Below are 20,413 nucleotides of genomic sequence, written 5' to 3'. Positions count from 1 at the left end.
GCGTTTGCTGCTGTTTGCTTCCGGCTTAGCGCGCGTCCTTCTTGGCTTGTCGTTGGGCGCCTTGCGACCGGCTGGAGGCTTCCCGCTTCACTCCGCCGGTGGTTTTCCGGTGGGACCGTGCCCGACCCGCTCCGGTATTGGACTTGGTTCCCGAGGCGGAGGTTTCCGGCCCGGTCGACTTTCCAGCGCTGGCGCGTTCCAGGCGCTCATCCTTGAGTTCTTCGGCGGCCTCATGGGCCACCCTGGCGAGCTCGGTGCTCACGATGGAGAGCGCTTCCTCGAACACCAGGGCCCGGGCCCGCGCCTTGTCCGACTTGTTGGCTGCGGCTCCGCGACCCCCAGCCTCCAGCACTTCGTCTGCGGCCTTGCGCCGATAATTCGTGGTGTATTTGTTGCGGGCCCGCCGTACCCGTTTATGGAGTTCGAGTAGGCCTTCCTCGTCGAGGAGCTCAAGCCTGGCTGGCTCCAATTCGCGAATCAAATCAAGTTGATCTTGCTTCAACACCCACAGATATTGGTCCATTCGCCGATAATTCCACACCTCCTGTCCGAGGTATAGAGCGTTCGATTTTATTCGAGCAGTTCCGGGGCGGCAGGGGCGGTAAAGCGACCCCTATAGTCCGTGGGCGACGTGGAAAAAGCGCTGGCAAAGTTCTGCCTGAGGGTCACGGCGCTGCCGAAACCGCAATCAGCTGCTACCTGGTCAATGGACAAGTCGGTGGTCTCCAACAGTCGGCGGGCAGCATCAAGCCGGCGGGTGCGGAAGGGGATGCTCGATGTACTGGGCCTGCCCACCTTCACGGTGTGGAGCAATGACCAGGCTTCGTGCCACTTGGTTGGCTGCCTCCGCCCCCAACCGGCCCCTCACAACATGCAGGCACGCGTCGAGTCCCGAGGCTGTACCGGCAGAGGTCAACACGTCCCCATGATCGATGTACAACACTGTTTGGTCGAGGGAGACGTCCGGGTGCCGGACGGCAAGCGAATCAAAGGCTTGCCAGTGCGTCACGGCAGAACGGCCGTTCAGCAGACCGGCGTCGGCAACCGGGATAGCTCCCAGGCAGAGACCCACGATGGTTGCACCCCTGCCGTGGGCTTGCCGGAGGACCTTGCTGAGGGCTTCGCTGGGCTCGCGTCCGTCGTCGAACCAGGAGGGCACCACCACGACGTCGGCCCGTTCCGCCGTCGAGGGTCCTTGGACTTGACCCAGCAAGTAGCCCTCGGCCGTTTGGACGTGGCCCGCCCGGTCAGAGAACAGAACGGTAGTCCACTCAGCCAATCCCTGGCGAGCGACCAAAGATGGAAGAGTCCCCCAACATCCCCTAATGGAGAACACCATGAGCACAGCCCGCCGCGCCCTTGTCCTTGTCGATGTCCAGCAGCAGTACTTCAGCGGGCCACTGGAAATTCAGTACCCGCAACACCCAAGAGTCACTTCAGATGATTGTGAAGGCTATGGACGCTGCAACCGCCGCCGGCATCCCCATCGCGGTAATCCAGCACAGCGAAGGAGAAGGCGCACCCGTCTTCGCCCCGGGAACAGCGGAATATGACCTGCACCCCGAGGTGGAAGCCCGCAGGACCGGTTCATGGTTAGAGGTGGTCAAGCACTACGGTTCGGTCTACGCCGGCACCGACGTTGCCGCTTGGCTGCGTCAGCACGACGTCGACACCGTCACCTTGGTGGGCTACATGACCAACAACTGCATTCTGGCCTCGGCCGTTGAGGCAGAATTTCTCGGCTTTGCCACCGAAGTACTCTCAGATGCTACTGGCGCCATCAATCTCAGCAACGGCGCAGGAACCGCTGATGCGAAGACCGTGCACACCACCCTGATGGCGCTGTTGAACTCCAACTGGGCTGCTGTTGCGCCCACCGAAGCCTGGGCTAAAGCCGTCGAGTCCGGGCAGGCTCTGGAAAAGAGCGATCTGGGCAGCTCTGCCATGGCGGGGGCCGCACTGCACGCAGCGTCGTGATCAGGTCTGGATTGTCGTCGCCCCCTCAATGTGAGGACGACCCCTCAATGTGAGGACGGCGAGTCCGCATTCTGGCTTTCCTGTTCTTCCACCGCTGTCTGCGCATAGGTGGCAGACACGCGGCGGTAGACCGGAGTCAGGAAGGCGATCAACGCCACGGCGATCATGATGATGCCGGCCACAAGGAACACCAGGGCGATGCCGCGGGAGATCCCCTCACCCAGCAATGGCTCAAGTTGGGCTCCGCCTTCAGAGGAGCGGGCGTAGGGAATGATCCAGAATTGGGCGATCGGCGCGATGAGGAACGCGGTGATTGGCGCTGCCGCAGACTCGAACGCCATGGCGAAACCGAACACCCTGCCCTGCCGAGGTAGTGGCACTACCTTTTGGATGACTGTTTGTTCAGCGGCCTCCACCACGGGAACCAGAGCCATATAGAGCCAGATGCCCACGATGTAGAGCCAAGCCCACTCACGCAGTGTGAACACCGCGCCGAGGAGCCCCATCAAGGCCACCGCGATCAGCATGGTCCGCAAGGGGTTGGACCCGAGTCCGAACTTCCCGATCAGCGCACCGCCCACAATGAACCCTGTGGCACCCACCGCGAAGACAGTTCCCCAGATTTCCACCGAGAACATTTCCAGGCCGTAAGGGTCCATCAACGCCATGTAGACGCCGCCAATGAAGTTGTTGAACGTCGAGAAGAGGATCAGCGCGAACAGACCTGAAATTGCCATCACCGCAGCCCATGATCCACGCAGGTCGAACCCGCCCTGCGCATCGGAGGCAGCTGCGCGCACTTCCTCCGGCAAACGCAGTGTGAGCAGGTGTACGAACGCCAGCGCAGTGAGCACCAAGGCGACCACGACCGTCCAGCCCATGCCCAGCAACCCCACCGACAACCCTGACAGCACCGAGGTGACGATGAACATGAGTCCCTGCACCATGCCCACGAGTCCGTTGGCGTTGGCCCGTCGGTCAGGTTCGATCAGGATGGTGACCGTGGTGGAAAGGGCTATGTTGCGCATGTTCTCCACCACCGCGCCGATCAGGATGATCATGGTGAAGATCCAGAACCACGGCTGCGTCAGGTCGAGTAATGCCGTCACCGGTGTCAGGAGAAACATGATGCCGGAAAGGACGAACATCACCAGGGTGAAGACTGCGGCGAAGCGCATCACCGACAGCTTCCGGTAGCGGTCCACGAAGGTTCCGAAACTGATGCTGGAGAGGGCGATCAGCAGCATGTACGCACCGCCGATCACCCCCGTGGCAATGACGTTGCGCGTCTCCAAGTACACCCAGAACGTCAGGGCGAACCAAAGATAGCTTGTGGTGATGTTCGCGAGGGCGGTGTTCACCAGAATCCCCGTGAAGGTCCGGGATCTTTGCGCGGGAGTTCGTTGAGATAGATCGATATTGTCAGTAGACACGGCCGGGGCCGGTTCCTGCTCGGTCATGCGTCCCAGTAAACCACCCCCGCCAGCGTCCCGGTAGTATCGGCAAGGAATCCGAAAGACGCTTGGGGGAGTAATAGCATGACGGAAGTTCAGGGGCAGCTGTCCTTCACTGATGACATCAGCCGGGACTTGGCATTACAGGAATATGGCCTGGACCCTGCAGTGGATTCCACTCTTCTTCCCAATGCGGCCGTGATGAGCGCGCTCCAAAACCTCGTGCGGCTGGCGACAGAGCTGTGTGGCGCTCCTTTTGGCGTGGTCAACATCATCAGTGCGGAGTACCAGCACCAAATCGGCGCATGGGGTGTGGACCCTGGCGTCTGCTCGCGCGAGGATTCCATGTGCGCCAAGGTTTTCCTCTCCCGCGAGAGGACCGTAGTGGCCGACGCCTCCAAGGATCCGCGCTTTGCGGACAGTCCCTTTGTCACCGGCGAAATCGGTCACGTCCGCTTCTATGCGTCCGTCCCGTTACAAACGGAGTCCGGATTCGTGCCCGGAACCCTGTGCGTTTTCTCCGACAAGACCAAAGAGCTGCGTCCCGAACAAATCAGCATGCTGGAGGTCTTGGCAAAGCAGGTTGTTGAGCTCCTGGAACTCCAGCATCGAACAGTTCAACTCGACCGCACTTATGCCGAGCTCAAGGACAGCAACGCAAAGCTGGCTGGATTTGCCGGCCGTGTCAGCCACGATCTACGGATTCCCCTGACCACCATCCTTGGCTATGTGGAGCTGGTGGAAGACGATCCCGATGTCGAGCCTGCCAGCACTGCGGCCAAATACTTGGACCGCATCGGCGCCAGCGGCCGGCGGATGCTCGGCATGCTGGAGGACGTCCTGAGCTACTCCCGGGTGGGAGGTGCAATCCAGCCGACCCAAGTTTCCCTGCGCGAGGTCACCGAAGAAGTGGCCCGTGACCTGGGAATCGAGAATGACGGTGTGGTTGAAGTCCAGGACCTCAGGCTTCACGCCGACCGCGGACAGCTCCGCACGCTGTTGCAGAACCTGCTCTCCAACTCCATGAACTACCGGAGTCCCGATCGCGAACTCCGCGTCCGGATCAGTGGAGCGTCCAACTATCAGGGCGCCACTATCTTCGTCGCGGACAACGGCAAGGGCATCAAACCCGAGGATCGCGACAAAGTCCTGGAACCCTTGGTGCGTTTGCGACGGCAAGGCGATGGTCCGGGCTCCGGACTTGGGCTGGCCACCTGCAGCAGCATCGCCAAAGCACATGGGGGCGAGCTCACCCTGGCTGAAACCCCCGGCGGCGGAACCACCGTCACGGTCAGCTTTCCAGCCGGTCTGTAGCCGCTCCGGGGTGTCTCCCGTTTCCCTGGCCTTGCGCCTGTCATCATTCGAGGCATGACAACCTCGTACTTCCGGTAGAGGAAAACGATGAAGTGGCCGGCTCCTGTCCGCTCACCGTTCACGATCCCGCTCGTAGTCATCGTGCTCTTCATGGCCGCCTGCGTTCCCATGCCGACGCGGCCAGGGTCCCTCGACCCACCGGCCATCGCGGTCATCGGAACCGCGCCGTCAAAGGTCGCCGCGGGGACTCCCAACATCGTGGACATGACAACGCGCACGGCAGGCGGCCCACCCACGGTTGCGACGTGGCAATACATCAGCGGCGCCGAGACCTTCAACAGCAAGCTCGATGCCCGGTTGCTGAGCATTTTCGATTCCCGGGCCGGCGGGCGCCATGAACCCGCAGCGTTGCCGGCCACCCCCGCTGCGCTCCTGGCCGAGGGCGTTTCGGTCACCCATGAAATTGTCTTGGCCACCGGGAGCGTTGTTGGATCCAGGTTCGTGCAAACAACAATGAACGGGGGCGTCCGGACCGGACGCATCGACGAGATCACCTACGAGGACCTCAGCACAGGTGTTGTCACTGGCAGTGCCACGTTGATCAACCCGGCCAGGACAGGCACTTTACGGACAATACTCGGGGAAGCCAGCGGTCCTGCGTTCCCGGCCCAAACTCCGGCCCCATCCCCGGCCCCGACAACCTGTTCCGTTTCCGATGCAGAGTTGCTCGCCGCCGTCGCATTTACGTCCGCCGGGGATCTCAGCATCACCATCCACCGGGACCCCGGGACAGGCGCCGACCTGCCGGGCTCTGTCACCGTGAACTTGAACGCGCAGGCCACCACCGGGGTCATCTCCCCCGCAGGCCAAAAACTGCGTACCGCAGTCATCGCCGGAGCCCCGTTCAACGCCCCTCAGCCGGTCCCCGGCTTGGCGCACATCAATTGCGACCTCGTGGCCTGCGCTGCACTTACCTACGACGACGGGCCCAACGCCCAAACCACCCGCCTTCTGGCCATACTCGAAAAGCACAAAGTGCTTGCCACCTTCTTCCAACAGGGCGGATACGTCAGAGCCAATCCAGGGGTGGCAAAATCGGTGGCGGCGGCGAGGCACACCATCGCAAACCACACCATGAGCCACCCGTACCTGACCAAGCTGCCGCCTGCGGGCGTCGCGACTGAGATCAAAGGAGCCCAGGCCGCCATTGAGAAAGCGACAGGAGTGGTGCCGGCGTACATGCGGCCACCCTACGGGGCAAGCAACAAGACGGTTGCCGCCTCCGTGGAGCTCCCGCAGATCATCTGGGATGTGGACTCCCTGGACTGGCAGTCAAAGAACAAGGCGGTTTTCCTCCCCCGGATCATGAGTCTGGTCAAGCCAGGATCGGTCATCCTCCTGCATGACGTCCACGCTTCCACCGTTGACGGCCAGGACGAGCTCATCACCCTGCTCAAAGGCAAGGGCTTCTATTTGGTGACCCTCCCGCAACTTTTCGCTGGGATCGACCTGAAGCCGGGCGCCTCCTACAAGTGCCGCGGCTCCGCACCGGGGTGCAATCCGGGACGTTGAACTTACGGAACAAAACGCACGACGGCGGCAGGTCGCCGTCGTGAATCAGTTCACGCTGCCCGGGCTACTTGCCCTCGCCGTTTCCCTTGGCCTTTTCAGGCTTTTTCTCGCTCTTGCCATCACTCTTCTTGTTGGCGATGTCCTGGCCCGGCACCACAGCGGGCGCTGGTTCCGGCGCCTGAATGACAGGATCCGACTCCGTCTGCGTGGTCTCCGGAAGATTGACCACCTCCGCTGGCACAGCCTCGGCAGGTGCGGGCACAACGGGGGCTGGGATGACCTGCTGTGCCGGGCCAGCCGGCGTGGTCGGCTGTGGCTCCGCCTGGGAAACGCCGGTGTCCACGGGCTGCGAGGGATCCGCGGTGTTGCTCGTCGGGGTAAGCCCTTGGGTGAGGACGAGCAAAGCGAGCGGTATGGTTATCGCGGCCGCGGCCACACCCCGAACGGTCTTGGGTCGTCGCTTACTGAAGTCCCGGAGACTGGAAACGGTGGTTTCCCTCTTGGTTGCCGCGCGTAGCGGCGGCCGGGATGGCACAGGAGGCAAGAGCGCAGTCCTTCGCCCCGCCTGAATTCCTTCTTCGGCGAGCGCGTGTTCGACGTGCTGTGCCGTTGGGCGATTTTCGGGATCCATGTCCGTCATGGCCTCGAGGAGCTCTCGCAGCGGACCGGGCAATTCCAAGGGGACCTGCGGCGCCCGGTGGAGTCGGGCTGACGCCGTTTCGATAGGCGTCCCCGGGTACTCAGCCCGACCGGTGAGGCACTCGAGGAGTACCAGGCCCAGCGAGTAGATGTCGCTTGCGGGAGTCAATGACAGACCCTGCGCCTGCTCCGGGCTCAGGTATTGCGCGGTGCCAACGGTGAAACCTGTTGCGGTGAGGCGGTTGTCGTTCATCACCAGCGCGACGCCAAAGTCGGCCAACTTCACGGTTTGCGCCAATCCGTCGCCGTCGGAGACCAGGATGTTGGCAGGCTTGATATCACGGTGGATGACACCGTGTTCATGGACTTGGGACAGCGCTCCAGCAATCCGGATGCCTATGCGGGCAGTTTCCGGAACGGTGAGTGGTCCGTCCGACAACACGGCTCGCAGGTCGCGGCCCTCAGCGAGTTCCATCACCAGGAAGGCACGTTCTTCGTCGTTCCGAGTATCGACGCCCGCGTCGAAGGCGGCCACGAGTCCGGGATGGTCAAACCCGGCCAGAAGCCTCATTTCGTTCTCTTGTCGGCCGCGGAAGGAGTCATCAGCCGAGCCCGGAAGGAAAATCTTGATGGCCACGTCGCGGCCGAGCAGCAGGTCCGTTGCCCGGTAGACAGTGGACATGGCGCCCCTGCCCAGGACAGGCCCCAGCTGGTAACGACCGGCCAGTGTGTCGTCGATGGAATCGGGGACGCGGGAGCCCACGGCCTCTTCATTGTTGCCCACGAATGGTCACGCCCTTCAGGCCCACTGGATGCACCGGACCAAACCCCACCGTCCGACGTACCAAGCAATGCCGTCAATCAAAACTTTCACGATGGCCGGGCGGCCGACTGCTTCAGCCCCTGGCGGCCCAGGCAAACAGCCTAAACAGCATCATCCGGTTACACCAGATAAGTCATCAGGATACTGATTAACCAGTGGGGAGGGCAATGTGGCGCTGCTGCGACTCCCGGAATCAGGCGTCGTAAAGTTGGTCCACAGCCCCGCGAAGCTCGCCCGCGGATACGCCCAGCGACCATTCAGCCACGTCCGTGACGAACCGCGTGAACGCCTCGTAATCAAAGGACCCGGCGTTGTTGACGTAGGAGCCCACGCCGTCAATGGCCACCCAAATCCGGATGCAGGCTGCGAACGGATCATCCACGGCGAAGTCACCGGAGGTAACACCATCCTCAATGAGGGCGGTCAGCCGCGTCCTATCCAGATACTCCTGCGCCAGCAACGCCTCGGACAACGCCGGAATGAAACGGGATAGATGGCGGGCATTGAGCCACAGCCTCGTGAGCTCGATTGCGCCATTCCCTTCGATGCGCGAGATGAGGTGGGCCATTCGCTCGAGGGGAGTCCCGCCGTCGGGAAACAACTCTTCCCGCTCCTCCGAAACGGCGAGGACGAAGGCCGCGATCACCAGGTCCTCAGCGGCCGGGTAGTAGTGGCTGATCAGTCCGGGCCGTACCCCGAGTCGGTCAGCTACGGCGCGGAGGGTGATCCGCTCCAGCCCCTCATTCAGCGCAATTGAAGCAGCTTCGGCCAGAATCTCGGCCCGGCGCTCATCAGGTAACTTTCGGACGCGTTGGGATGCGGGGCTTGACACCATGCCCACCAGTCTATTGGATTAGTGACCAATAGCACGTTGGTCATGCGACCAATAGTGTCCCTGGGCCGGTCTCCCAACGTTGCGAGCCGGTCCTTGCCCGAGAGGAACAGCGTTGTCCCAGCCCCATACGACCGATGCGGTCAGCTACCCCGAACCCCTTGCCCACCCCGAAAAACGCGGCATTGAACTCATTGAAACGTCCGAGCGCCACGGCCGTGCCCGGGACCTCTTCCCGGTCTGGGCGGCGCCCAACGTCAGCGTCCTGAACTTCACGGTGGGCGCGTCTTTGATCCTGCTGGGCATGGAGCTTTGGCAGGCCTTCCTGGTGATCATCGCTGGCAGCCTCCCGTGGATCCTCACCGGCATCGTTGCCACCAGCGGCCCGGCTGCAGGCACCTCGGGCTCCGTCATCACCCGGGCCATCTACGGAATCCGCGGGAACAGGGTGGTTGTCGCCTTCTTCGGCTGGTTCATCTCGGCCGTCTTCCTGGCGCTCAACTGGCTCGCGTCCTCGTTCATGGGCGCCGAACTTCTGGCCCAGCTTGGCTTCACGGATCCCGTCCTCGCACCCGTGCTCGTCACCATCGTGGTTGCCGCCATCACCGTACTCGTGGCGGTGTTCGGCCACAGCCTGATCCTGCGCAGCTACCCCGTGGTGGCCTCCGTGTTGCTTGCAATCTTCCTGCTGGTTACGGCGTTCGTCCTGCCCCACGTGCAGTGGGGCTACTCTGCACCCGCGCCCTTGGAGGGTGCGCCACTGTGGTCTGCGATGACCATCGGCTTCGCCATCCTCGCCTCCAGTCCCCTGTCCTACTCGAACAGCCCGGACCTGGCCCGCTACCTCCCGAAGTCCACCAAGCGTTCGCACATCATTGCGGCCACAGCGTTGGGCGGCGCCCTCCCTTCCATGTTCTTCACATCAGTGGGCGCCCTGCTCGCAACCGGAATTGACGCCGCAGCAATGGATCTTGGCATCGAATCGGCGCTCCTCGCCCTGCTGCCTGCCTGGCTCGGACCCATCTTCGTGGTGGGCGTCATCATCAACACCATCTCGCTCAACGGCATGACCACCTACACGGCCAGCATGGCGTTCCAGTCCATCGGAGTTCCGATCCGCCGCATTCCCTCTGCGGTGGTCGTTGGAGCGATCGGCACTGCGCTGACCATCTACTTGGTGATGTCCACCAGCCTGCTGGACGCCGTCAACCTGATGCTGCAGCTGCTGGTCCTCATTTCGGGGCCCACCATGACCATCTTCGCCGCGGACGTCATTCTTCGGCGCAACCGCTACAGCGGACAGGACCTCTTCGACGAGAAGCCCGGCAGCCCCTTCTGGTACTCGGGTGGATGGCACGTCCCCGGACTTCTCGCAATCGTCCTTGGTGCAGCCGTGGCATCCCTTTTCCTCACCAACGCCGTGTGGACCGGCCCCATCGCAGCGGCCATGGGATACCTGGATCTCTCGGTCCCGGTATCCATGGTGGTTACCGCCGGGGTGTACATCGTATTGACCCGCCTGGCCGGGAAACGCCGCCCTACCCCAATCCCCGCCTCCGAAGGAGCCCACGCATGACCACCACCGGACCCCACCCCGCCCGCTACACCGGCGCTGCCGGGCAACCAACACTCGACAACTGGCAGGTGGGACCACACAACCGCTGGACGTTCGCGCACCTTGGCGAACTACTTCCGACGGCGGCAATCACCCGCCGCTTCCCGGCCACCCCGGTTGGGGCTACTGAACGGTTGGACGCCCTTAAGCTGCCGGAGCTTACGCAGCGCCTCGAGGAGACATACACCGACGCTTTCCTGGTCCTGCACCGCAACGAGGTGATCGCGGAGTACTACCGCACAGGCTTCGCCCCGGATGATCGTCATCTGGTCATGAGCATTTCCAAATCAATGTGCGGCTTGGTGGTCGGAGCCCTGGTGGATTCAGGGGACATTGATCCATCGGCCCGAGTGGTTGACTACGTGCCCGAACTCGTCGGATCAGCCTACGCCGGACCCACCATCCAGCACGTGCTCGATATGGCCATCCACCTCAATTACAGCGAGGACTACATGGATCCGGCCTCCGAGGTGCAGACCCACGACCGTTCCTCCGGCTGGCGCACCCGCAAGGACGGCGATCCTGAGGACACGTACGCGTTCCTCACCACCCTTACGGGCAACGGCACAGTGGGCCATTTCCAGTACTCTTCCGCGAATACGGACGTCCTGGCATGGGTGATCGAGCGCGTGACCGGCCTCCGCTACTCAGAGGCTCTGTCCAAATACTTGTGGTCCAAGCTCCACGCAGACCGGGACGCCACCATCACCGTCGATCCCGCCGGCTTCGGCTTCGCGAACGGCGGGGTCTCCTGCACCGCCCGCGACCTCGCGCGGGTGGGACAGTTGATGCTCGACGGCGGCAAAGGTCCAGGCGGGAGGGTGGTGTCCGCAGCGTGGATCGAAAGCATCCTGGCTGGTGGGGACCCTGACGCTATGGCCGATTCCTCCTTCACGGCCCTTCACCCCCGCGGTTCCTACACCCGGCAGTGGTGGTGCACGGGAAACGATCGCCGCAACGTCACTGGCATTGGCATCCATGGCCAATACCTCTGGCTCGATCCTGCCACCGATACCGTGATCGTGAAGATGTCCACTTGGCCGGAGCCGGAAAGCGAGCACCTCCACGAACTTCATGGCCAACTGCTCCTCGATGTCAGCCAAGCACTGGACTGTGACACCCCTGACCGCAACATCCCTAACGACGCAAACCACATAGGAACAGAAAGCAAGGAAAACGCAGCGTGACCACTCAGCTCTATACCAACGCCCGCATCTTCACCTCCGATACCCGCCGCTGGGCGGAGGCCCTGCTCGTCCAAGGCGGACGCATTCTCTACGTGGGGGACGCCGAAACTGCGGCCCGTCTAAGCCCGGACGCAGAGCGTATTGACCTTGAGGGCCGCTTGGTAGTGCCCGGTTTCGTTGATGGCCACGCCCACGTGGTTGGCACCGGCGAGGCCTTGGGACAGGTCAGCCTGTGGGGCGCCAAGTCCGTGGACGAGATCCAGCAACGCATCAAGGCACGGGCCACCGAGCGCCCGGACGCTGACCGGATCCTGGCCACCGGGTGGCTGCACGGAGCCATTCCCGGCGGCGTCCCGGACGCTGCGATGCTCGACGCCGTGGTCCAGGACAAGCCCGTCTATGCCTTCGCGTACGACTTCCACTCAGTGTGGGTGAACTCAGCGGCGCTGGCTGAACTCGGCATAGACGACCAGACCCGGAACCCCCACGGCGGCACCATTAAACGCGACGCCGACGGCCATCCCACGGGCTACATCGACGAGAATGCGTTCTACGACATGGTGCTCCCCTTCCTGGATTCCCAAGTCAGCGAAAATGAGCACTCGGCCAGCATCGCAGCAGTCCAACAGGCCTACCGCGAAACCGGCGTCACCACCGCATGCGACATGGGCTTCAACGAGACCGACCTTGAGGCCTTCAAGCGCGCCGACAAGAATGGGACGCTGACCAGCCGGCTCATCGCCTATTGGCGGGTAAACAACACCGGATCTATTGAGGAAAACGTCGCCCAGGTCCAGCGGGCGGCCGCGCTCGCCGTCGAGCATGAATCACCTTTCCTGCGCGTGGTGGGCATCAAGATCATCATCGACGGCACCATCGACGGCTGCACGGCCACCCTCGGAATGCCGTACGCCGACGGGTCGAACGCCGAACCGATCTGGAGCCTTGCCGAGCTTGCGCCGGTGGTGGCGGCGGCGGATGCCGCCGGACTCAAGGTGGCGATGCACGCCATCGGGGATGAATCCGTGCGGATTGCGATCGGCGCCGTGGAACACGCTATAGCGGTAAACGGCCCCCGCGAACGCCGCCACCGGATTGAGCACCTCGAGTTGGTGGACAGGGCCGACGTCGGCCGCCTCGCGGCGTTGGGGATCACCGCGAGCATGCAGCCGGTCCACGCCGATCCCGCCATCAGCGGGAACTGGGCCGCCAAGCTGGGTGACGAGCGTGTGGAGCGTGGCTTCCCGTGGCCATGGATTACGGATGCGGGAGCACGGCTGGCTTTTGGCACGGACTCCCCCACGTCCCCGCACGCTCCGTTGCCCAATATGTACGTGGCCACAACTCGTGCCTCTGCCCTGGATGCGTCCGCCGGAACCAACGTCCCGGATTTCGCCCTGCCCCTCGCCGAGTCGATTGAACATGCAACGCGCGACTCAGCGTGGACGTGCGGCGCGGAGCACGAAATTGGTCGGCTTGCTGCTGGCCTGTACGCAGACTTCGTGGTCTTGGACACGGACGTGCTCGCTGCAGAGAGCCCTGCCGTGCTGTTGGAAGCAAAGGTTCTTCAGACCGTGGTGGGCGGGCGAACCGTGTACGAAATGGACCAGGCTGTGTACGAAACAGACCAGGCCGGGCGGCACTAACCGCAGTAAAGCGCCCGACGGCGACCTGCCGCCGTCGGGCGCTTCTTTACGTGACATAAGGGTCATACGTGACGCAGGGAACTGCGGTCCGGCACGCCCGCAAGGCACAATGGAAGGCATGACCCTCACAACTTTCGCCCTCGTCCGCCATGGCCAGACCGATTGGAACGCGGAGCGCCGGTTGCAGGGGTCCACCGATATTCCGCTGAACGACGTCGGCCGCGGCCAGGCGCGCGACGCCGTCGCCTTCCTGTCGGACCAACGATGGGACGCGGTGGTGTCTTCGCCGCTGGGCCGAGCGGCTGAGACTGCGGAAATCATTGCGGAGGGGCTGGGCCTCAAGGTTGCTCGACTGGCTCCGGAGCTCACCGAGCGTAGCTTTGGTCCGGCCGAAGGACTTCAGGCTGGCCCCGAGCTGGAGGCCCTGCGCATCCCGGGAGGTTTCCGCGGTGGCGAAACTGACGAGGCCGCCGCTGACCGTGGCATTGCTGCCTTGGAAGAGCTGGCTGAAGAGTTTGCCGGCAAGCGGGTCCTGGTGGTGGCGCACGGAACCCTGATCCGGCTGACCCTGAGCCGCGCGATCGGACGCACCTTGGACAGCGTGCAGAACGCGGTGCTCAACCTGGCCCATCACCACGTGAGTGATGGTTGGCAGCTGGAGTACTTCAACGGCGAGCGAGTCACGGCCGACGTCGAGGCCTGATTTCAGCGCCTGTTCAAAGTCGCGGCCAGCAAACGGTCAAAGCTGGCAACGCCGCTCCTTGGCGGGACTGCCGTGATGGCCGCACACCATTTCTCGGGCGCATCTTCCTCAAGAGTCAGGGCCTGTTTCACCTGCAGTCGTAATCCAGGCACCCCGTGGACCATGAGCGGAAAATGCTCACCGCTGGTGATTAGATGCCGGAGTTGCTTCACCGATAGCCGATCGTTGGAGTTACCTGTCACCTCAACAATGGTGTCGTTCACCCTCTTGGTGAGTGCCCGCATGAAGCTTCGCCGACCGGCGACCGCCGGGATGGTGAGAATAGTTGCGAAGAGCGCAGTGAACAGCGCCGTGGCGCCGAAGCCTCCCAGTCCCGGCATGATCACCATCAAGGCCAGACCCGGAATGAAGCCAAGAGCGCTGAAAATAATGAACTTGACGAAGGGGTTGTCGCCTGACTTCCTCTCCCACCACACCACTGTCACAGCATCGGTGTGGAATCGCTGACGCGCCGGCTTTTCCATCACGAGGGTCCCTTCACTTCGATGAGCGCTTCGGCAAGGATGACTGCCTCGCGTGCTTCCCTAAGATCGCTGCGCAAGCCAGGATCGGGAGTTGCTGCGACGGCACCGCCCGGGCCGGCGAGTTCATGAAGGACCCTGTTCAGGTTCTGGCGGTCCCGGGACAAGGAACGGGACTCATTCAGCTTGACCCTGCTGCCTTCAAGCTCCACAAGTGAACTGTCGATTGCATCGCTTTGCGCTTGCAGGAGAGACAACTTTTCCCTGATTCGCTGGATCTGCGCACGATGCATCGACGCCATTTTCACGGCGGTATCGTGGAGCTCTGCCAGGGCAGCGCATGTCCCCGGCTCGCCCGGCCGGCGTTCCAATTCCTCACTGACCCGGGCCCGGCGCCTCTCCCATTTGCGCAACTCCCCTTGGTATTTCTCCAGGAGTAAAGCGACCGCCTTGAGTGCTTTGTCCACCGATCGCTTGCGGGTGTTCAGATTAGCCGTGGCCGCACCCAGCCTCGCAAGAAACGTGGCGTAATTGTCGGCAGGCGAAGTGGAGTTCTGTGTGCCCATGACTCAACCGCACGCTCCCCGAACGCCCATGTGACGAGGATAGAGGCTTCGTAACAGTTGTCATAGGCCCAGGGACTCATCTTTGACGGGTGGCTACCCAGAGCGCGGTGCAGCCTCCAGCACCATCGATGCCAACTCTTTGGCGAGGCCAACGGCATTTGGTTGTGCATCGAGGCTTGAGTTGGCGACAGCCCCGTCATACAGGCGGCAAAGACGGGCCGAAACATCGGCCGGATGGACATAGCCGGCTTCGCTGCAAAGTGCCAACATGGCCCCGGCCAACCAGTCACGGAACGTCCGGAGCGCAGTTGACTCAACACTGCCCGCGCGGGCTTCCGCGTTTGCGTTGGCAAACGGGCACCCTCTGTAGCCCGGCTCAGTGACGGCTTCGCCCAAGGCATCGAAGACGGCCAGCAGCTTCTCGATAGGGCTTTCCACGCCCTCCTGGAACCTAGCGATTCGCTCCCGGCGCCGCTGGTCGCGGCCGGCCAGATAGGCGGCTATGAGATCGTCCTTGCCTGAGAAGTTGTAGAACAGGGAGCCCTTGGCAACCCCCGCTTCTTCGATGACCCTGTCGATCCCCACCGTGTGGACGCCTTCGGAGTAAAACAACTTGTCTGCGGCCTGGAGGAGACGCTGACGCGCGGGAACCTTGGCAATGGACATGCCTGGAGCATATCAGACAGGTCTGTCTAAATTTTCTTGACAACAGTTGTACTGATCTGTCTAACTGAAGTTATTAGACCAGTCTGTCCAAGGAGCCAAGCCATGTCCCTTTCCGTGCCCTCGAAGTCGACGTACATTGGGTTGGCGGTGGTGTTCGCGGCGTTCTTTTTCGCGGCCGGAGCGCCCACGCCCCTCCTCTCCCTTCGGCAGCAGGAATGGGGTTTTTCGACCGCCGCACTGAGCATCGCGTTCTCCATCTACGCCATCGGACTATTGATAGCGCTCCTCATCGGAGGGTCGCTATCCGATCACATCGGGCGCCGCCCAGTCATGCTCATTGCCCTCTACGGCGAACTGCTTTCCATGATGGTCTTTATCTTTGCTCCCAGCATCCCCTGGGTCGTCGTTGCCCGAGCTATCCAGGGACTGGCCACCGGGTTGGCTACCAGCGCTTTCAACGCCGCCATCGCCGAACACGCGCCCGCCCATCGCAGAAAACTTGCCGGAGGACTCTCAGGAGCGTCCGTGGCTGGCGGCCTCGGCCTGGGCGCCTTGGCGACCGGGGCTGCTGTTCAATTCACGCCGGATGCCAATACCTTGATTTTCGCAATCCTCGCGATAGCCATGGTCCTGGCAATCTTGTATGTGAACGTCACGGCAGAAACAGTCACCAAAAGGCCGGGGGCACTTCGGTCACTGACTCCCCGGCTGGGACTCCCCGGATCAATCCGCCGCGAATTTGGCGCTGGCCTCCCCGTGCACATCGCTGGTTGGATGTTTCCGGCACTGTTCCTCGGACTCTCACCGGCGTTGCTCCGACTCCAGTTCGGCCTGCACGATGGCCTGGTGGCAGGCTTCACCGCTTTTCTCGGTCCATTCACTGCGGCAGTCGCAGGATTTTTCTTCGCCAGGCATCCTGCCCGGCGCAGCACTCTCATCGGGGTCTCCCTGATCCTCGCCGGGACCACTGTGGTCCTTGTTGGGATCAGCGCACCGTGGCTGCCCGCCGTCTGGATAGGCGCAGTACTGGGAGGCGTCGGTTTTGGCGGATCGTTTGGCGGACAACTCCGCCTGATTACCCCAATGATTGATCCGCAACAACGCGCAGGGGTTTTTGCCAGCGTCTACACCGCCGCCTACCTGGCGTTCAGCATCCCAGTCATCGTTGCCGGTCTAATGGTTCCGGCGTGGGGACTCGTACCCACCTTGCAGGCATACGCAATAGCACTCTTGGCCTTCGCAGCTGTGGGCGTTGCAGTTCAGGCCATACGTCTTCGACGGGAATTCACAGCCGAGCAGCAGATGGCAAAAATAGCTGCCTGAGCCCGCTTGGTCCCCACTACTGCAATCGCACCCGCAATTACCGAGCCTCGAGCCGCGCCTTTAGCTGCTCCGCGTAATCCGTGTAGGCGGCCGCAATCTCTTCCAGGTCAACCGTCTGAGGGAAGTCGATCACCGGCTGGTGTTCCGCCAAGTACGTGGTTGTTTCCTCAACAATGAGCTCCTCGTCGAAGCCATCCAAGCCGACTTCGGCCAGGAATTCCGGGTTGGTGTGGACCAGGGATTCCCCGGCTTGCCCTTCGGATGCCCAGCGCACGAGGTATTCGTTCCGGTTCACAAGTTCAATGTCGAATGACTTCTCCATGGCAGCAGCCTACGCCGTTACGTAGCGGGCGCCGACTCGCTCCGGGCGCTGATCAACTCCAGCAACGTCTCCGTCTTGACGCCGAGAAGCGTGGCCGCGAGGCTGCCCATCAGGTCCAGCACATACTCGCTGCCGGCACTCCCGGCCAGCACATCCATCACCAAGCCATCTTCCTGGGCAACCAAAGTCCGGGCGATCTTGGCCGGGTCAAGCAGGGGTGAGAATTCGCCCGAGCGGGTTCCGGCGTCGATGATGTCACGGTAGACGCGCTCCTGCGCCCCGGTGAGCTCTTCCTGGATCCGGCGCTGCTCGGGGTCTCGCAGCATGTGGGGCCAGTATTCGTAGAGGATCCGGGATACGTCATCGTCAAGTCCCGCAATAGTGCCTGCGCTGATGACGGCGGCAAGCCTGGCCGTTGGGGTCGCGTCGGCATCCACGGCCTCCGAGATCTTCTCAAGGAACCTTGTGGACGAAGCGCGCACAGCCTCAGCGATGATCTCGGCGTGGCTGCCGAAGTAGTAGAGCACGGCGTTGGCGGCCATACCCGCCTCCGCCGCAATGGCACGCAGGGTGGCCCCTTCAGAACCATCGCGGACAGCTACTGCTTGGGCCGCCGCGATGATCTCTTGGCGACGGATTTCCCTCTTGTCCACCTTGGACACTGCCGCTCCCGCCTTTTGGTTCCTGTTGACATTGAGCTTAGTCGGGTATTGAATGGCATTCAAATTTGAATGTGATTCAAATTACTGATTCGACGAGGAGTCTCCATGCCCCAACCACCTGCCCGGCCCCTGCTCATCCACGAGCCGTCATCCAAAGGCCTTAAGACCGGCTCCATCGGCATCGGCCCTACTGTGGCGCTCGGCCTCGCTGCCGTCGCCCCCGCCTACAGCCTGGCCGTGACACTCGGCTTCGTGGTCCTGGCAGTAGGAGCGAGCACCCCCGCTGCCTTCTTGCTGGGCTTCCTGCCGATCCTGTTTACCGCCCTCGCGTTCAGGGACCTCAACAAGGAAATGCCGGACTGCGGTGGCGTTTTCGTCTGGATCACCCGCGTTTTCGGCCCGACAGCCGGCTGGTTCCTTGGCGGCTGGGTGCCACAGGTGGCCACCTTCATTGCCAGCGCAGCACTGGCCCAAGTGGCCACCACTTATCTGCTCAACTTCCTGGGCTTGGCGTGGATCGCAGCCGAGCCTATCGCCGTAGCCGCGATAGCGTGCGGGCTGATCATTCTCAGTGCATGGATCGCGGCCAGGGGCATCGAACTCTCCGCCTGGGTCCAATACGCGCTGATCGCCCTGCAGTTGCTGGCACTGGGCGGATTCTGTGTCGCTGCTTTCGCGGCCATGGCCACCGGTACCGCAACAGACGGAGCTGAAAAGCCGGGCTTGGAATGGTTCAACCCCTTCGCATCCGGGGACGTGTCCGGGCTCGTGTCCGGCGTCATTCTGTGCCTCTTTATCTACTGGGGCTGGGATGCACTGATAGCCGTGAACGAGGAGACCACCGACCGCAAAGGAATTCCCGGCAAGGCAGTTGTCATCACCACTGTCATCCTGCTGTTCTTCTACGTGGTGACGGCTACGGCCGCCGTCGGATTTGCCGGAACCGCAGGCATCACCGATCCGGAAACTGTCTCGGATGTCCTCTCGGTCCTCGGCCCGCAGGCGACAGGAAATGTGTTTGGCAAAGTCATTATCCTGGCGGTAGGCCTCTCAGCACTGGCAGCACTGATGACCGTGGCCGTCAGCACCCCGCGGACCTGGCTGAGCATGGGCACCTACAGCGCCCTCCATCGTGCGACTACGACGATGCACCCCAAACGCGGCACACCCACCACCTCCATCGCCTGGTGGGCAGTCATCACCACGACCATAACCTTGGTGCTGACGGCGATCAGCGCCGACTTCATCGGGCTGGCCATCCTCTCGGTAGGCTTGATGATCGCTGCATACTACGCGGCCACAGCCCTGGCCTCGGTGGTGTATTTCGCCCCACTGATGCGCACGTCTGCATCCGCCCTGATTCTGAAGGGCATCCTTCCCGGGCTCGGCGCACTATTGATGATCTGCGCGTTCGCCTACAGCGCCGTGGATATGTTGTCTCCTGAATACGCGGGGATGTCCTGGCTTGGCATCGGCGCGGTGTTTTGGATCGGCGTCGGCGCATTGGCCCTGGGATTACTAGTCACCGCCATCCTCCGTCCCAAGCTGCGCCGCTTCTTCTCCGGCGAAGCCATCCCCCGCGGAAATGTCACCGCCCGCCACGAACTTCCATCCATTCTCAGCAACGAAACCGAGGCATAAATGCGCATTCTGTCCATCGCAGCAATTCAGACCAACGCCGTCCCCCACGACCTCGAGGCCACATGGGCGCGGTTCGAGGCCCAAGCCGAATCAGCCAAGAAACTCGGCCCCGACGTGGACGTCATTGTGGTTCCGGAACTCCTGCTTTCCGCTCCTGGTGAGTTCCTGATTCCCGACCCGGACGGCGAAACCCGCTCCGCTGCGCCCATCCCCAGCCCGCTCACTGACCGCATCTCAGCACTGGCCCGCAGGCTCAATGTGTGGCTTGTGCCAGGCTCTCTGCTGGAAACGGACAATGGGAACACTTACAACACCGCCATCGCCGTCTCTCCGCAGGGCGAAATTGTGGCCCGATACCGGAAGCTCTTCCCGTGGCGCCCTTTCGAAACCACCACACCGGGCGATTCCTTCGTCACTTTCGACATCCCCGGCTGCGGTCGAATCGGCCTTGCCATCTGCTTCGACGGCAGCTTCCCCGAAGTAGCCCGCCAGCTCGCATGGCTCGGCGCAGAAGTCATCATCCAGCCCACGCTCACCACCACCCGGGACAGGGCCATGGAAATCGTCATGTCCCAGGCCAACGCCTTCGCCAATCAGGTGTACGTAGTGAACGTCAACGGAGCATCCCCGTCCGGAGTGGGTGAGAGCGTCGTCGTCGACCCCGAGGGCACCATCATGCAGCAGGCCCGGGGCGGCGAAGAGATCCTGTTCGCCGTCCTGGACCTGGACCGCGTTACCCAGCTTCGCAGCTATGGAACGCAGGGGATCAACCGCCCTTGGGCACAGCTCCGCGACCAGGAAGGCATGCTGGGCTTCCCGATGTTCGGCGGCGCGCACTTCCAGTCGCCCGCCTGGAGTGAAGATGCGCTCGGTGCTCGGCGGGCCAGCGGGACGGCCTAGGTGTACTGCCCAACGTGACAAAGCGTTCGACGGCGAGCCGCCGCCGTCGA

At 62.6% G+C, this 20,413-nt stretch carries 21 protein-coding genes; 10 read left to right on the top strand and 11 right to left on the bottom strand.

The genetic code is table 11. The features are described from left to right. Window positions 1–25 precede the first annotated feature (25 nt). Genes AC0J5Z_RS03300 through AC0J5Z_RS03290 form a run of 3 tightly spaced genes read right to left on the bottom strand, consistent with a single transcriptional unit; the run spans window position 26 to window position 1,297 of the window. Entirely contained in the window at window positions 26–523 is a 498-nt protein-coding gene (locus AC0J5Z_RS03300; protein ID WP_475037420.1) for a hypothetical protein, read from the bottom strand. A 47-nt stretch (window positions 524–570) separates the two neighbouring features. Further along, on the bottom strand, window positions 571–795 hold the full coding sequence (locus tag AC0J5Z_RS03295; protein ID WP_475037419.1) for a helix-turn-helix domain-containing protein: 225 nt from the start codon (window positions 793–795) through the stop codon (window positions 571–573). Further along, entirely contained in the window at window positions 746–1,297 is a 552-nt protein-coding gene (locus tag AC0J5Z_RS03290) for a DJ-1/PfpI family protein (protein ID WP_475037418.1), read from the bottom strand. Before AC0J5Z_RS03290 ends, AC0J5Z_RS03295 begins: the two co-directional genes overlap by 50 nt. A 158-nt stretch (window positions 1,298–1,455) precedes the next feature. Here AC0J5Z_RS03290 and AC0J5Z_RS03285 point away from each other — a divergent pair, with 158 nt between their 5' ends. Continuing rightward, window positions 1,456–1,977, top strand: a complete 522-nt coding sequence (locus AC0J5Z_RS03285) for an isochorismatase family protein (protein WP_475037417.1) — start codon at window positions 1,456–1,458, stop codon at window positions 1,975–1,977. Window positions 1,978–2,021: 44 nt separating this feature from the next. Here the strand turns inward: AC0J5Z_RS03285 and AC0J5Z_RS03280 are convergent, their stop codons facing one another. After that, window positions 2,022–3,437 carry an MFS transporter gene (locus tag AC0J5Z_RS03280; RefSeq protein WP_475037416.1) on the bottom strand — a complete coding sequence of 472 codons (1,416 nt, stop codon included), beginning with the start codon at window positions 3,435–3,437 and terminating at the stop codon, window positions 2,022–2,024. A 78-nt stretch (window positions 3,438–3,515) separates the two neighbouring features. Here AC0J5Z_RS03280 and AC0J5Z_RS03275 point away from each other — a divergent pair, with 78 nt between their 5' ends. Next, the gene (locus AC0J5Z_RS03275) at window positions 3,516–4,745 is read left to right on the top strand and encodes a GAF domain-containing sensor histidine kinase (RefSeq protein WP_475037415.1); all 1,230 of its coding nucleotides are present in this window, start codon (window positions 3,516–3,518) and stop codon (window positions 4,743–4,745) included. An 87-nt stretch (window positions 4,746–4,832) separates the two neighbouring features. Further along, window positions 4,833–6,317 carry a polysaccharide deacetylase family protein gene (locus tag AC0J5Z_RS03270; protein ID WP_475037414.1) on the top strand — a complete coding sequence of 495 codons (1,485 nt, stop codon included), beginning with the start codon at window positions 4,833–4,835 and terminating at the stop codon, window positions 6,315–6,317. 64 nt (window positions 6,318–6,381) lie between these two features. Here AC0J5Z_RS03270 and AC0J5Z_RS03265 read toward each other — a convergent pair whose 3' ends face one another. After that, on the bottom strand, window positions 6,382–7,740 hold the full coding sequence (locus AC0J5Z_RS03265; protein WP_475037413.1) for a serine/threonine-protein kinase: 1,359 nt from the start codon (window positions 7,738–7,740) through the stop codon (window positions 6,382–6,384). A 232-nt stretch (window positions 7,741–7,972) separates the two neighbouring features. Beyond that, window positions 7,973–8,614 (bottom strand): TetR/AcrR family transcriptional regulator, encoded by a 642-nt coding sequence (locus AC0J5Z_RS03260; protein ID WP_475037412.1) that lies wholly within the window; start codon window positions 8,612–8,614, stop codon window positions 7,973–7,975. Window positions 8,615–8,726: 112 nt separating this feature from the next. On the opposite strand from AC0J5Z_RS03260, the gene AC0J5Z_RS03255 reads away from it, so the two are divergent. The 4 genes from AC0J5Z_RS03255 (at window position 8,727) to AC0J5Z_RS03240 (ending at window position 13,762) form a co-directional block, all read left to right on the top strand. Then, window positions 8,727–10,187, top strand: a complete 1,461-nt coding sequence (locus tag AC0J5Z_RS03255; RefSeq protein ID WP_475037411.1) for a purine-cytosine permease family protein — start codon at window positions 8,727–8,729, stop codon at window positions 10,185–10,187. Next, window positions 10,184–11,413, top strand: a complete 1,230-nt coding sequence (locus tag AC0J5Z_RS03250) for a serine hydrolase domain-containing protein (RefSeq protein ID WP_475037410.1) — start codon at window positions 10,184–10,186, stop codon at window positions 11,411–11,413. Before AC0J5Z_RS03255 ends, AC0J5Z_RS03250 begins: the two co-directional genes overlap by 4 nt. Then, window positions 11,410–13,059, top strand: coding sequence for an amidohydrolase (locus tag AC0J5Z_RS03245; protein ID WP_475037409.1), 1,650 nt, complete (start codon window positions 11,410–11,412; stop codon window positions 13,057–13,059). The genes AC0J5Z_RS03250 and AC0J5Z_RS03245 overlap by 4 nt, the downstream gene beginning before the upstream one ends. 109 nt (window positions 13,060–13,168) lie before the next feature. Further along, a complete protein-coding gene (locus tag AC0J5Z_RS03240; RefSeq protein WP_475037408.1) occupies window positions 13,169–13,762 on the top strand; it encodes a histidine phosphatase family protein in 594 nt (197 codons plus the stop codon). 2 nt (window positions 13,763–13,764) lie between these two features. Here AC0J5Z_RS03240 and AC0J5Z_RS03235 read toward each other — a convergent pair whose 3' ends face one another. The 3 genes from AC0J5Z_RS03235 to AC0J5Z_RS03225 form a co-directional block, all read right to left on the bottom strand. Continuing rightward, window positions 13,765–14,289: a hypothetical protein gene (locus AC0J5Z_RS03235; RefSeq protein WP_475037407.1), complete on the bottom strand. Its 525-nt coding sequence runs from the start codon at window positions 14,287–14,289 to the stop codon at window positions 13,765–13,767. Further along, entirely contained in the window at window positions 14,286–14,849 is a 564-nt protein-coding gene (locus tag AC0J5Z_RS03230; RefSeq protein ID WP_475037405.1) for a hypothetical protein, read from the bottom strand. The genes AC0J5Z_RS03235 and AC0J5Z_RS03230 overlap by 4 nt, the downstream gene beginning before the upstream one ends. A 93-nt stretch (window positions 14,850–14,942) precedes the next feature. Next, window positions 14,943–15,515, bottom strand: a complete 573-nt coding sequence (locus AC0J5Z_RS03225; protein ID WP_475037404.1) for a TetR/AcrR family transcriptional regulator — start codon at window positions 15,513–15,515, stop codon at window positions 14,943–14,945. A gap of 102 nt (window positions 15,516–15,617) precedes the next feature. Between AC0J5Z_RS03225 and AC0J5Z_RS03220 the strand changes: the two genes are divergently transcribed. After that, window positions 15,618–16,838 (top strand): MFS transporter, encoded by a 1,221-nt coding sequence (locus tag AC0J5Z_RS03220; protein WP_475037403.1) that lies wholly within the window; start codon window positions 15,618–15,620, stop codon window positions 16,836–16,838. Window positions 16,839–16,875: 37 nt separating this feature from the next. Here AC0J5Z_RS03220 and AC0J5Z_RS03215 read toward each other — a convergent pair whose 3' ends face one another. Together AC0J5Z_RS03215 and AC0J5Z_RS03210 are read right to left on the bottom strand one after the other, a co-directional pair. After that, window positions 16,876–17,160 (bottom strand): hypothetical protein, encoded by a 285-nt coding sequence (locus AC0J5Z_RS03215; RefSeq protein WP_475037402.1) that lies wholly within the window; start codon window positions 17,158–17,160, stop codon window positions 16,876–16,878. A 17-nt stretch (window positions 17,161–17,177) separates the two neighbouring features. Next, window positions 17,178–17,822, bottom strand: a complete 645-nt coding sequence (locus tag AC0J5Z_RS03210) for a TetR family transcriptional regulator (RefSeq protein ID WP_475037401.1) — start codon at window positions 17,820–17,822, stop codon at window positions 17,178–17,180. A gap of 105 nt (window positions 17,823–17,927) precedes the next feature. Here AC0J5Z_RS03210 and AC0J5Z_RS03205 point away from each other — a divergent pair, with 105 nt between their 5' ends. Both AC0J5Z_RS03205 and AC0J5Z_RS03200 read left to right on the top strand, forming a co-directional pair. Further along, window positions 17,928–19,463: an APC family permease gene (locus AC0J5Z_RS03205; RefSeq protein WP_475037400.1), complete on the top strand. Its 1,536-nt coding sequence runs from the start codon at window positions 17,928–17,930 to the stop codon at window positions 19,461–19,463. Then, window positions 19,464–20,363: a carbon-nitrogen hydrolase family protein gene (locus tag AC0J5Z_RS03200; RefSeq protein WP_475037399.1), complete on the top strand. Its 900-nt coding sequence runs from the start codon at window positions 19,464–19,466 to the stop codon at window positions 20,361–20,363. It begins immediately after the preceding gene. Window positions 20,364–20,413: the final 50 nt, after the last annotated feature.

It is taken from the genome of Paenarthrobacter sp. TRD_SC_7 (assembly GCF_056156245.1).
Note: the sequence above shows the minus strand (reverse complement) of the source record. Positions and strands in the feature narration are given on the sequence as shown.